Origin of the sequence: Limnohabitans sp. (genome assembly GCF_044373035.1) — a bacterium.
In the GTDB taxonomy this organism is placed as follows: domain Bacteria; phylum Pseudomonadota; class Gammaproteobacteria; order Burkholderiales; family Burkholderiaceae_C; genus Limnohabitans_A.
The window spans coordinates 1-12,595 of sequence record NZ_JBILQU010000084.1; the positions used below are offsets into that span (position 1 = coordinate 1).

13 protein-coding genes are annotated in these 12,595 nt (G+C 57.2%); 10 read left to right on the forward strand and 3 right to left on the reverse strand.

Annotated features, from left to right (window positions below; all coding sequences use genetic code 11):
* Positions 1–367: 367 nt before the first annotated feature.
* Entirely contained in the window at positions 368–2,608 is a 2,241-nt protein-coding gene (locus ACIQ47_RS11870) for an NADP-dependent isocitrate dehydrogenase (protein ID WP_396438316.1), read from the reverse strand.
* Positions 2,609–2,861: 253 nt separating this feature from the next.
* Between ACIQ47_RS11870 and thrS the strand changes: the two genes are divergently transcribed.
* The 8 genes from thrS (at position 2,862) to ACIQ47_RS11910 (ending at position 10,536) form a co-directional block, all read left to right on the forward strand.
* Complete coding sequence (thrS, locus tag ACIQ47_RS11875; RefSeq protein WP_396438317.1) at positions 2,862–4,781, forward strand: threonine--tRNA ligase; 1,920 nt, start codon at positions 2,862–2,864, stop codon at positions 4,779–4,781.
* 85 nt (positions 4,782–4,866) lie between these two features.
* Positions 4,867–5,466 carry a translation initiation factor IF-3 gene (infC, locus tag ACIQ47_RS11880; protein WP_296293688.1) on the forward strand — a complete coding sequence of 200 codons (600 nt, stop codon included), beginning with the start codon at positions 4,867–4,869 and terminating at the stop codon, positions 5,464–5,466.
* 135 nt (positions 5,467–5,601) lie between these two features.
* Positions 5,602–5,805, forward strand: a complete 204-nt coding sequence (gene rpmI, locus ACIQ47_RS11885; protein ID WP_019428895.1) for a 50S ribosomal protein L35 — start codon at positions 5,602–5,604, stop codon at positions 5,803–5,805.
* A gap of 25 nt (positions 5,806–5,830) precedes the next feature.
* Positions 5,831–6,193, forward strand: coding sequence for a 50S ribosomal protein L20 (gene rplT / locus ACIQ47_RS11890; protein WP_026036460.1), 363 nt, complete (start codon positions 5,831–5,833; stop codon positions 6,191–6,193).
* Positions 6,194–6,304: 111 nt separating this feature from the next.
* The gene (locus tag ACIQ47_RS11895; RefSeq protein WP_296291975.1) at positions 6,305–7,342 is read left to right on the forward strand and encodes a phenylalanine--tRNA ligase subunit alpha; all 1,038 of its coding nucleotides are present in this window, start codon (positions 6,305–6,307) and stop codon (positions 7,340–7,342) included.
* 34 nt (positions 7,343–7,376) lie between these two features.
* Entirely contained in the window at positions 7,377–9,806 is a 2,430-nt protein-coding gene (gene pheT / locus ACIQ47_RS11900) for a phenylalanine--tRNA ligase subunit beta (RefSeq protein WP_296291974.1), read from the forward strand.
* A gap of 9 nt (positions 9,807–9,815) precedes the next feature.
* Positions 9,816–10,166: an integration host factor subunit alpha gene (locus ACIQ47_RS11905; RefSeq protein WP_062404946.1), complete on the forward strand. Its 351-nt coding sequence runs from the start codon at positions 9,816–9,818 to the stop codon at positions 10,164–10,166.
* A 22-nt stretch (positions 10,167–10,188) separates the two neighbouring features.
* Complete coding sequence (locus ACIQ47_RS11910) at positions 10,189–10,536, forward strand: DUF1840 domain-containing protein (RefSeq protein WP_396438318.1); 348 nt, start codon at positions 10,189–10,191, stop codon at positions 10,534–10,536.
* A 3-nt stretch (positions 10,537–10,539) separates the two neighbouring features.
* Here ACIQ47_RS11910 and ACIQ47_RS11915 read toward each other — a convergent pair whose 3' ends face one another.
* Both ACIQ47_RS11915 and ACIQ47_RS11920 read right to left on the reverse strand, forming a co-directional pair.
* Complete coding sequence (locus ACIQ47_RS11915) at positions 10,540–11,022, reverse strand: DUF192 domain-containing protein (RefSeq protein ID WP_396438319.1); 483 nt, start codon at positions 11,020–11,022, stop codon at positions 10,540–10,542.
* 159 nt (positions 11,023–11,181) lie between these two features.
* Complete coding sequence (locus ACIQ47_RS11920; RefSeq protein WP_396438320.1) at positions 11,182–11,487, reverse strand: cold-shock protein; 306 nt, start codon at positions 11,485–11,487, stop codon at positions 11,182–11,184.
* Between the two features lie 159 nt (positions 11,488–11,646).
* Between ACIQ47_RS11920 and clpS the strand changes: the two genes are divergently transcribed.
* Together clpS and ACIQ47_RS11930 are read left to right on the forward strand one after the other, a co-directional pair.
* On the forward strand, positions 11,647–12,006 hold the full coding sequence (gene clpS, locus ACIQ47_RS11925) for an ATP-dependent Clp protease adapter ClpS (RefSeq protein WP_396438321.1): 360 nt from the start codon (positions 11,647–11,649) through the stop codon (positions 12,004–12,006).
* Between the two features lie 60 nt (positions 12,007–12,066).
* Positions 12,067–12,595 (forward strand): Clp protease N-terminal domain-containing protein (locus ACIQ47_RS11930; RefSeq protein WP_396438322.1); only part of this gene is annotated, 529 nt, incomplete at its 3' end.

Here is a 12,595-nt window from a genome sequence, read left to right on the forward strand (position 1 = left end):
GACCTTTGAAGAGGCGCTGGTGCGTGGTCTTGTGGCCGCAGGCCTTTCATGCACGAGGCCAGGCGCACAGCTCGCACAACCCAAGGCTGAAGATATTGATGCGGCCCTAGCGACTTACCAGAACTTACACAGAATTTAACAATGGGCTTGGGCTGTTGGATTTAGGTTGTCGGCAGCTGGGCCCTATGAAGATTCGCAGTGAAGAAGAGCAGTTCCACTGATCTGATTGAAAGCCGTCAGAAAGGGCGCTTGGATCAAAAGCCATCCGATGCGAAAGTGTCAGATGGTTTTTTTGGTATGGCAGCGCAATTCATAAAAAAAGCCACCCCTGTGGGTGGCTTTGAATTTTTGTCCTAAGGCGCTGGCTTCAGGCGGCCGCAGCCAAAGCTGCGTTGAAGGTGGCGCTGGGGCACATGACGGCCTTGAGCTTGTCATGCGACGGGAAAAAATAGCCCCCGATGTCCACCGCATGGCCCTGAACGGCATTGAATTCGCTCACGATTTTCTTTTCTTGTTCGGTCAGGGTTTTGGCCAGCGGTGCAAATTTGCTTTGCAAAGCCAGATCGTCCATTTGAGCGGCCAATTCCTGAGCCCAATACATGGCCAGGTAAAACTGGCTGCCCCGGTTATCCAACTGACCTGTCTTGGGAGAAGGGTTTTTGTTGTTGTCCAACAATTTGCCGGTGGCCGCATCCAGGGTTTTGGCCAAAATAACGGCTTTTTTGTTACCTCGCTTGAGGCCCAGGTCTTCCAATGAAACGGCCAAAGCCAGGAATTCACCCAGCGAGTCCCAGCGCAGATGGTTTTCTTCCACCAGCTGCTGCACATGCTTGGGGGCAGAACCCCCGGCCCCGGTCTCGTACATGCCGCCACCGGCCATCAAAGGCACGATGGACAGCATCTTGGCCGAGGTTCCCAATTCCATGATCGGGAACAGATCGGTCAGGTAGTCGCGCAAAATGTTGCCCGTGGCGCTGATGGTGTCAAAGCCGCGTACCACGCGCTCCAATGTGTAGCGCATCGCACGCACCTGGCTCATGATTTGAATTTCAAGACCCGCAGTGTTGTGCTCGTGCAGGTACATCTTGACCTTGGTGATCAGCTGGGCTTCGTGTGGGCGGTACTGGTCGAGCCAGAACACCACGGGCATGCCGGAATTGCGTGCACGCGTGACGGCCAACTTGACCCAGTCACGGATCGCCGCGTCTTTGGTCTGGCACATCCGCCAGATGTCGCCTTCTTCCACGTTTTCAGACAGGAGCACTTCGCCCGTGTTGATGTCGGTGATGTTGGCCACGCCATCTTCTTGGATTTCAAAGGTCTTGTCGTGCGAGCCGTACTCTTCGGCTTGCTGGGCCATCAGGCCGACGTTGGGCACGGTGCCCATGGTCTTTGGGTCGAACGCGCCGTGCCATTTGCAGAAGTTGATCATCTCCATGTAAATGCGGGCAAACGTCGACTCGGGCATCACAGCCTTGACGTCTTTCAAGCGACCGTCAGCACCCCACATCTTGCCGCCGTTGCGGATCATGGCGGGCATGGAGGCGTCCACGATCACGTCGTTGGGCGAGTGGAAGTTGGTGATGCCCTTGGCCGAATCGACCATGGCCAGCTCAGGGCGGCCTTCGTGGCAAGCGTGCAGATCGTGCTTGATTTCGTCTTGTTTGGACTGAGGTAAGGTGGCCACCTTGGCATACAAGTCGGCCATGCCGTTGTTCACATTGACGCCCAATTCCTTGAACAAAGCGCCGTGCTTGGCAAACGCGTCTTTGTAGAAAATCTTCACGCAGTGGCCGAAAACGATGGGATGGGAGACCTTCATCATCGTGGCCTTGACGTGCAGAGAGAACATCACGCCTGTCTGGTGGGCGTCTTCGATTTCTTTCTCGTAGAACTCGAGCAGCGCCTTTTTGCTCATGTACATGCTGTCAATGACTTCACGGTCGAGCAAGGCTACTTTGGGCTTGAGGACCATGGTTTTGCCGCTTTTGGTGATCAGCTCCATCTTGACCTCACGGGCGCGGTCCAACGTGATGGACTTTTCTCCGTGGTAAAAGTCGCCCGCGTGCATGTGCGAGACGTGCGAGCGCGAGGCTTGGCTCCATTCCGCCATGCTGTGCGGGTTCTTGCGGGCAAATTCCTTGACGGCCTTGGGTGCGCGGCGGTCAGAGTTGCCTTCGCGCAGCACCGGGTTCACAGCCGAGCCAATGCATTTGGCATAGCGCGTCTTGATGGCCTTTTCTTCGTCGTTTTTAGGGGCGTCCGGATAGTTGGGCAGTGCGTAACCCTTGGACTGCAGTTCCTTGATGGCGGCTGTGAGTTGGCCTACCGATGCGCTGATGTTGGGCAGCTTGATGATGTTGGTGTCGGCGCGCAGCGTCAGGCGTCCCAGTTCGGCCAGGTTGTCAGGGGCTTTTTGATCCGCCTTCAGGTGATCGGAAAACTCCCCCAGGATACGGCCAGCCAGCGAGATGTCGCTGGTTTCGACCTCAATGCCTGCCGGCTGCGTGAAGGTGCGAACGATGGGCAGGAAGGCTGCGGTGGCCAACAGGGGCGCTTCATCCGTCAAGGTGTAAATGATTTTGGTGCGTGCTTCAGGCATGGTCATCGTGGTGTATTTTTACAACATGAAAAGGGAGGCCACCATCTTAAACCAAGCCTGCCGACATTCGCCTGACAAATGGCCAACTTCATTCAAGGTTTTTATGTCACAGCGATATGCTGCGGTCCTCATCGACCCAACGAGCCCGACGTCAAGTGCCCAACAAGCCTGTTGTCGCTTGGATTTGTGGGAAAATCCTTATTGACGCCTCTTCCCTTCATTCAGCGCGGTCATTGACCGCGTTTTTGCATTCAATTTCATGGTTCAGATCACGCTTCCCGACGGTTCATTGCGCGAATTTCCTGGCCCGGTCACCGTGGCTGAAGTGGCAGCTTCTATTGGCGCTGGCTTGGCCAAAGCGGCCTTGGGTGGCAAGGTCAATGGTCATCTGGTCGACACCAGCTTCAGCATGACCGCCAATGCCCAGTTGTCCATCGTGACCGCCAAGGACCCTGAAGGCCTGGAATTGATCCGACATTCCACGGCGCACTTGTTGGCTTATGCGGTCAAGGGCTTGTTTCCTGAGGCTCAAGTCACGATCGGTCCCGTCATTGAAAACGGGTTTTATTACGACTTTTCCTACAGCCGTCCCTTCACGCCTGAGGACTTGGTCACGATTGAAAAGCGCATGACCGAGCTGGCCGCCAAAGACGAGCCCGTGACGCGTCGTGAATTGCCACGCGATGAGGCGGTAGCCCACTTCAAGGCCATGGGCGAGCATTACAAAGCCGAAATCATCGGCAGCATACCGGCCGACCAAACGGTCAGCCTGTACCGCGAAGGTGATTTCGAAGACCTGTGCCGCGGCCCGCACGTGCCCAACACCGGCAAACTCAAACACTTCAAACTCATGAAGGTTGCCGGTGCTTATTGGCGTGGTGACAGCAAAAACGAGATGCTGCAGCGTGTGTATGGCACCGCTTGGGCCAGCAAGGAAGACTTGCAGCAGTACCTGTTGCGCCTGGAAGAAGCCGAAAAACGCGACCACCGAAAGCTGGGCCGCGAGTTGGATTTGTTCCACATTGATGAGCACGCCCCAGGTTTGGTGTTCTGGCACCCCAAGGGTTGGACCGTGTGGCAGGCCGTGGAACAATACATGCGTCAGGTCTACCGGGACAGCGGTTACCATGAAGTCAAAGGCCCGCAGATTTTGGACAAAACCCTGTGGGAAAAAACGGGCCACTGGGACAAATACCGCGACAACATGTTCACCACCGAGTCGGAAAAGCGCGATTACGCGCTCAAGCCGATGAACTGCCCGGGGCACATCCTGATTTTCAAGCAAGGCATCAAGAGCTACCGCGATCTGCCGCTGCGCTACGGCGAGTTTGGGCAGTGTCACCGCAACGAGCCTTCCGGGGGCTTGCACGGCATCATGCGCGTGCGAGGCTTCACTCAGGATGACGGTCACATTTTTTGCACCGAGGACCAGATCCTGCCCGAGTGCGACACCTTCACCCAGGTGCTCAAGAATGTGTACGCCGATTTTGGCTTCAGCGACATCCTCTTCAAAGTGTCCACGCGCCCGGCAGCCCGGATCGGCTCGGACGAGCTGTGGGACAAGGCCGAAAAAGCACTGATGGACAGCCTTCGCCATTCCGGTTGCGATTTCGTGATCTCTCAAGGCGATGGCGCTTTTTATGGCCCCAAGATCGAGTACACCCTGAAAGATGCCATCGGCCGTGAATGGCAGTGCGGCACGATCCAGGTTGATTTCAACTTGTCTGAGCGATTGGATGCTGAATACGTGGCCGAAGATGGCACGCGCCAGAGGCCGGTGATTCTTCACCGCGCCATCGTGGGCAGCATGGAGCGTTTTATTGGTATTTTGGTCGAGCAGCACGCCGGGGCTTTGCCCACTTGGCTGGCCCCCCTCCAAGTTTCTGTGCTCAACATCACCGATGCACAGTCCGATTACTGTCGTGAAATCGCTGCAAAACTGCGAAAATCGGTGTCAAATCAAGGCCTTAGGGTTCAAGTGGACCTGCGAAACGAAAAAATCACGTATAAAATACGAGAGCATTCGTTGCAAAAGCTGCCTTATATTCTTGTCGCTGGCGACAAGGAAAAGGCAGCAGGTACCGTCGCTGTGCGCGCCCGGGGTAACCAAGACCTCGGTGTGATGTCGATCGATGCGTTCATTGAACTCATTGCTGCCGACATCGCTTCTAAAGCCTGAAGGTGAGTTTCGCCACAAGCTTTGGCCCGTGGGCACAAAGACGGTTGGGCTGCTTTTTGCAGTTTTTTCCGTAAAGGATTGAGTCATCGCTACCGAATTTCGTGATCGTCGCCAACGCGAAGAACGTAAACACCGTTTGAACCGTGAAATCATGGCCCCAGAAGTCCGTGTTTCCGGCCCTGAAAATGAACCCATGGGCATCCTGTCACTTGCAGAGGCCTTGCGTCTTGCTGGTGAAATGGATGTGGACTTGGTTGAAATTGCCGCCACCGCCAGCCCGCCTGTGTGCCGTCTGATGGACTACGGCAAGTTCAAGTACCAAGAGCAAAAGCGTGCGGCAGAAGCCAAAGCCAAGCAAACTGTCATTGACATCAAGGAAGTCAAGTTCCGCCCGGGTACGGACGACGGTGACTACAACATCAAGATGCGCAACATTCGCCGGTTTTTGACCGATGGTGACAAGTGCAAAATCACTTTGCGCTTTCGTGGTCGTGAAATCACCCACCAAGAGTTGGGTTTGGCGCTGCTCAACCGAATTCGCGACGATTTGGCCGATTCGATCATTGTGGAGCAGTTTCCTAAACTGGAAGGCCGCCAGATGATCATGATGATCGCGCCTGGCCGTAAAAAGCCTGCTGTGGGTGGTAAGACTGCAGATGTTTCTGCACCTGCAGAATCGGCTTGAAAAGAATTTGACTGGCTTTCGGGCTGGTTGAATCAAGAGCTGCCTTAGGGCGGCTTTTGTTAAAAGTGGCTCGGGGCCAACAAGGCTGCAAATTTTTTGCAGACGCCTCACGAGCACAATCAAAGGAGCATGAATATGCCCAAGATGAAGACCAAAAGCAGCGCCAAAAAGCGCTTCCGTGTTCGTCCCGGTGGAACTGTTAAACGCGGCCAAGCCTTCAAACGTCACATCCTGACCAAGAAGACCACCAAAAACAAGCGCCACCTTCGCGGTGCAGTGGCTGTGCATGAGACCAATATGGGTCACATCGCTCAGATGCTGCCCATGGCTGGCCTGTAATCACTGACGAACAAGGAGAATAACTATGCCTCGCGTTAAACGTGGTGTAACGGCACGCGCCCGTCACAAGAAAGTTTTGGCCCTTGCAAAAGGTTTCCGCGGTCGCCGCGGCAATGTCTTCCGCATCGCCAAACAGGCGGTGATGAAGGCTGGCCAATACGCCTACCGTGACCGCCGCACCAAAAAGCGTGTGTTCCGTCAGTTGTGGATTGCCCGTATCAACGCCGCTGCGCGCGAATGCGGTCTGACCTACAGCCAGTTCGCCAACGGCCTGAAGAAGGCTGCCATCGAAATCGACCGTAAAATGCTGGCGGACATCGCCGTGCACGACAAGGCCGCTTTTGCTGGCATCGTGAACCAAGTCAAAGCCAAACTGGCTGCAGCTTGAGTCCATGAGTGGCGTGGGCCTTCGGGTTCATGCCGCGCACTCGATCAAAGGGATTGAGGCTCACAAAAGCTTCAATCCCTTTTTTATTTTGTCATCTACGAAATTCCCATCATGAACGAGTTGGACGCCCTGGTTGAATCCGCCCGTCAGAGTTTTGCGCAGGCACTGACACCTGCTGACCTCGAAAATGCCAAAGCCCAGTTTCTGGGCAAAACCGGTCGCATCACTGAGTTGATGAAGGGCATGGCTGCGCTGAGCGTGGATGACAAAAAAACCCGTGGTGCAGCCATCAACCTCGCCAAGCAGGCGATCGAGGCGGCTTTGAACGACCGACGTCAGGCGCTGGTCGATGCCGAGTTGCAAGCCCAGCTCAAGGCCGAAGCACTGGATGTGACGTTACCAGGGCGCAGCAGCAATGTGGGTGGTCTTCACCCGGTCTCGCTCACGCTCGAGCGGGTCGAAAACATTTTTGGCTCGATGGGCTTTGAAGTCGCTCAGGGCCCCGAGATCGAAACCGACTGGTTCAACTTCACCGCGCTCAACACGCCCGAAGACCATCCAGCCCGCTCCATGCATGACACCTTCTATGTCGAAGGCGGCCATCTGTTGCGCACGCACACGAGCCCGATGCAAATCCGCCATGCGGTGCAGCACGTCAAACGCTACAAGAACCAACTCGACGCTGGCCAAGGGATGCCCGAAGTCCGCGTCATCGCGCCAGGCCGCACCTACCGTGTGGACAGTGATGCCACCCATTCGCCCATGTTCCACCAGTGCGAAGGCCTGTGGATCGGAGAGAACGTGAGCTTCAAGGACCTGAAGGTCGTGGTCACCGATTTCTGCCGTACCTTTTTCGAAAGCGACGATCTGGTGCTGCGCTTTCGTCCCAGCTTTTTCCCCTTCACCGAACCCAGTGCCGAGATTGACATTCAGTTCCAAGCAGGCCCTCTGGCCGGTCGCTGGCTCGAAGTGGGCGGCTCTGGCCAAGTGCATCCAAACGTGGTGCGCAACATGGGTTTGGACCCCGAGCAGTTCATTGGTTTTGCCTTCGGCATGGGCATGGACCGTTTCACCATGTTGCGCTACGGCGTGAACGACTTGCGCCTGTTTTTTGACGGCGATGTGCGCTTCCTGAGCCAGTTCCAGTAATTCCCTCCCAAGTCCGACACACGAGACACGAGCCATGCAATTTCCCGAATCCTGGTTGCGCGAGTTCTGCAACCCGCCCCTAACGACCCAGCAACTGGCCGAAACCCTGACCATGGCCGGTCTTGAAGTGGAAGAGATTGAGCCTGTGGCCCCGCCGTTCACCCACATCGTGGTCGGTGAAATCAAGGAGGCCGTGCAACACCCCAATGCCGACCGTCTGCGGGTGTGTCAGGTGGACGTGGGGCAGGGCAACCTGCTGAACATCGTTTGTGGCGCGCCCAATGCCCGCGTGGGCATCCGTGTGCCGTGTGCCATGGTCGGTGCCGAGTTGCCGCCCGGAGCCGATGGCAAACCTTTCCTGATCAAAGTCGGCAAATTGCGCGGCGTCGAAAGCCAGGGCATGCTGTGCTCCGCCAAAGAATTGCAAGTTGCAGACGACCATGACGGACTGCTGGAGTTGCCCGCTGACGCCCCTGTGGGTCAAGACATTCGCCAGTACTTGAACTTAGATGACACACTGATGACGCTCAAGCTCACGCCCAATCTGGCGCACTGTTTGAGTGTTTATGGCATCGCCCGCGAAGTGTCAGCCCTGACCGGCGCGCCTTTGAAGGCCCCAACTTTCCCTGCGGTGGCCACACAGGTCAGCGACAAGCTGGCTGTGGAAGTGCACGCAAATGAGTTGTGCGGCCGTTTCAGTGGCCGCGTGGTCAAGGGTGTGAACACCCAAGCCCAAACCCCGCAGTGGATGGTCGAGCGCCTGGCGCGTTGCGGCCAGCGCAGCGTGAGCCCGCTGGTGGACATCTCCAACTATGTGATGTTTGAGTTCGGCCGTCCTTCGCACATTTTTGACCTCGACAAAATTCACGGTGGCTTGCACGTGCGTTGGGGCCAGCCCGGCGAAACGCTCAAACTGCTCAACGGCAACACCGTGACCGTAGATGGACAAGTTGGCGTGATCGCCGATGACAGCCAGGTCGAATCCCTCGCGGGCATCATGGGTGGCAACGCCACCGCCGTGTCCGACATCACCCAAAACATCTACATCGAAGCGGCTTTCTGGTGGCCCACTTCGATTGCCGGCCGTTCGCGCCGCTACAACTTCTCAACCGATGCCGGTCACCGTTTCGAGCGTGGCGTGGATCCGCAACTGACGGTGGAACACATCGAGCGCATCACCCAGTTGGTGCTGGACATCTGCGGCACGCCCGAGACCCAAGTCGGCCCTGTCGATGACCAGATTCTGAACCTGCCAGCGATCACGCCCGTCACGCTGCGCGTGGCCCGTGCTGTCAAGGTGATTGGCATGCCGCTCACACAGCAGCAGTGCGCCGATGCGCTGCGCGGCCTAGGCTTGCAAGTGACTGAAGGGCAGGGCACCGTCACCGTGACGCCGCCCAGCTTCCGCTTTGACCTGCAAATTGAAGAAGACCTGATCGAAGAAGTGGCTCGCATGGTGGGCTACAACAACCTGCCGACCAACCCGCCTGTGGCCCCTATTACCGCCAAGGTGCGCCCAGAAACCGAGCGCAGCCCGTCCGCCGTGCGCCGCGCCATTGCCGCTTTGGGTTACCAGGAAACCATCAATTACAGCTTTGTCGAAGACAACTGGGAGCGCGATCTGGCAGGCAATGCCAACCCGATCCGCCTGCTCAACCCGATCGCCAGCCAGATGAGCGTGATGCGATCTAGCCTGATCGGCTCGCTGCTGCAAGTCGTGAAGTTCAATGCCGACCGCAAGGCCGATCGCGTTCGCGTATTCGAGTTGGGGCGGGTGTTTTTGCGCAATGCCGCGGTTCAAAGCAACGACACCACAGTGGAAGGCTTCGACCAGCCCATGAAAGTTTCAGGCATGGCCTGGGGTCCGCTGGAGCCGCTGAACTGGACCGGCAAGTCGCGGCTGGTGGATTTTTTCGACGTCAAAGCCGATGTCGAACGCCTGCTGGCCCCGGCCAAAGCCCAATTCGTGGCCGCCGAGCACCCCGCTTTGCACCCTGGCCGTTCGGCCCAAGTGCTGCTGAATGGTGTTGTGATCGGACATGTGGGTGAATTGCACCCGCGCTGGCGTCAGGCCTGGGACTTGCCGCATGCGCCTGTCGTGTTCGAGTTGGATCTGGATGCGGTCACTCAGCGCAGCGTGCCCGTGGCCCAGTCCGTGGCCAAGTTGCAAGCGGTGGAGCGCGACATTGCCGTGATCGTGCGCGAGCAGGTCACCCATGCCCAGTTGATGCAGGCCATCCACAGCGCCCCGACCCGCGGTTTGCTGCGCCATGCGGTGCTGTTCGATGTCTATCGCCCCAAGATGGATGCCGCTGGCGGCTTGGCTGTGGGTGAGAAGAGTCTGGCGGTGCGTTTGAGCTTGCACAGCGATGAAGCCACCTTGACCGATGCCCAGATCGAAGCCGCAATGGGTGCTGTCATGGCCAGCCTGTCTGAGCGAATTTTTGCGCGTTTGCGTACCTGAGAGCGTGCCATGCAAATCAGTTTTGAATCCCTGGAAACCCCGGCCCTGACCAAGGCGCACCTGGCCGATTTGCTGTTTGAGCAGATCGGCTTGAACAAGCGCGAGTCCAAGGACATGGTCGATGCGTTCTTTGACCTGATGGTGGACAGCCTGATTGCGGGTGACGATGTGAAGATTTCCGGCTTCGGCAATTTCCAGATCCGAACCAAGGCAGCACGTCCCGGGCGCAACCCGCGCACCGGAGAATTGATCCCGATTGATGCACGTCGTGTCGCGACCTTCCATGCCAGCCATAAACTCAAGGCCTTGATCCAGGGCGATGCCGTTGACGACGAGGGTGTGGAGACGGTGGGCCGCTGAATCATTCCTGATTGGAGTGCCCATGTTGTTCAAGTTCAAATCTCAAGCCACCAGCGACCTCATCATGTTGGAGGGCGATGGGCGCAGGCTGTTGAAAATCATGCTGGGTCACGACCCTGAAAAAGGCATTATTTTGGTGAAGGACCTGCCTGCGGCCATTGCCAAGCTGGAGGCAGCTGTCGCCCAGGACGAGGCGGCCCGTTTGCAGCGCACCCAGGAGGCGCAAAGAGCTTTAGCGCCAAAAGACAGCCCGCAACACGCCTTTGGCGAGGCCCTGAACCCGGTGCGTCTTGCGCAACGGGCGAGCCCCATGCTCAAGATGCTCAAGCACTGCGCAGATGACTCAGCCGACATGGTATGGGGTGTTTGAGCCTCAGGTTGGCCGCTTGCTGAATACGGTGCCACCGAGTTTGGCACCGGGTTTGATTTGCCGTTTGGCAAACCAGCCTTGGTTCATCTCCAATACAAAGCGCACGGGTTTGCTGGAGCAGTGCGAGTCGTCGCTTTGCGGCTGCATGTCGGCCAAGTTGACGATGGTGCCATCGTCTTCAACAAAAGCAGCAGTCAAAGGAATCAGGGTGTTGCGCATCCAAAAGCATTGGGTGGTCGCCTGTTCAAACACGAACAGCATGCCCTCGTGAAGCGGCATGTCCTTGCGCCACATCAGACCGATCTGGCGTTGCTCGGGGGTTTGGGCCAATTGCACATCCAGGCGGTGCATGCCGGCCGTCAACTGCGTGCGGGCCAGGCCCAATTGAGGTCCAGGGTTGGACTGGGCGGATGCAAGAGGTCCGGCCAGCAGCAGGCTGCAGGCAATCCAAAACTCAACGCTCAGCCTGAAAAGATTGCGTGCCATGCTGAATGAAGAGCGACAAGGCGTAAAGAAGACGGTGGTCATGGTCGGGGGAGAGAAAGCAGTGAAGAAGCAGGCCCAAGGATAACCCTGGCCAGTGTGGATCCGTTCAGGAGACGGTCACATTCCGGGAAAAACCCTGCGCCAGCCGCTTTTCAGCAATCAAGGGGTGCGGTTACTGGAATCTTGGCCGTTCGCCTCGTCGGGCTCGCCATGGCTTGCCAAAGCGCTGTCTGAGGGCCTCCCAGCAGGTGGCTGGGCGTGTGACGCGGCCTGGATGTTCGCAGCCATCAGGCCCTTGGCACCCTGGGTCAGCTCGAAATCGACGCGCTGGCCTTCTTTGAGGCTTTTGAAGCCCTCCATCTGGATGGCCGAAAAATGGGCAAAGGCGTCCGCGCCGCCGCCGTCGGGTTGAATGAAACCAAAACCTTTGGCATCGTTGAACCATTTGACCGTACCACTGGGCATACGATGTCTCCGTATTTTTTTTAGATGGCTCAGTTTGAGTAATTCATGGCGAATTTGTCAATGTGAGGTTTTCCCGGGGTGCGGCATTTGTGCCCAAGGTGGCCAAGACTTTTCAGACCCCGGGCTCAAAGGGCTTGAAAGCATCGATAGAATGAAATCATGGCAACGAAAAAACCCTCCAATCCCACGCTGCCGACCGTGACCCCGCGTGCGCCCGATGGCGGCGACGCCGTGGTCCTCGAAAGACGTGCTCAGAAAATAGAACCGCCCCAGATGTACCAGGTGGCGATGCTCAATGACGACTTCACCCCGATGGAATTCGTGGTGATGGTGATCCAGGAGTTTTTCAGCAAAGACCGCGAAGCGGCCACCCAAATCATGCTCAAAATCCACTTGGACGGCAAAGGCGTGTGTGGTGTTTACTCACGCGACGTGGCCGCCACCAAGGTCGATCAGGTGCTGGATGCAGCCAAACAGGCCGGTCACCCGCTGCAATGTGTCAGTGAACCCATTGAATAAGTCGGTATGCCCCCCACTTCATATTCGTCTCTTTTACTCAGCAAGGCATAAGGAAATCACATGATTGCCCAAGAATTGGAAGTCAGCTTGCACATGGCCTTTGTTGAAGCCCGTCAACAGCGCCACGAATTCATCACCGTTGAGCACTTGCTCTTGGCCCTGTTGGACAACCCCAGCGCGGCCGAAGTGCTGCGCGCTTGCGCTGCCAACATCGATGATCTGCGCAAAGCCTTGAGCAATTTCATCAAGGACAACACCCCGCAGGTCGCCGGCACGGAAGAGGTGGACACCCAGCCCACCTTGGGTTTCCAACGCGTGATCCAGCGCGCCATCATGCATGTGCAGTCCACAGGCAACGGCAAAAAAGAGGTCACGGGCGCCAACGTGCTGGTGGCTATTTTTGGTGAAAAAGACTCGCACGCCGTGTATTACCTGCACCAGCAGGGCATCACACGTTTGGACGTGGTCAATTTCATTGCCCACGGCATCCGCAAGACCGATCCGCCCGAGGCGACCAAATCCGACGCGCCCGCGAGCTCCGAAACCGAAGAGGCCAGCGGTGGTGAGCGCAACGAAAAAGCCTCACCCC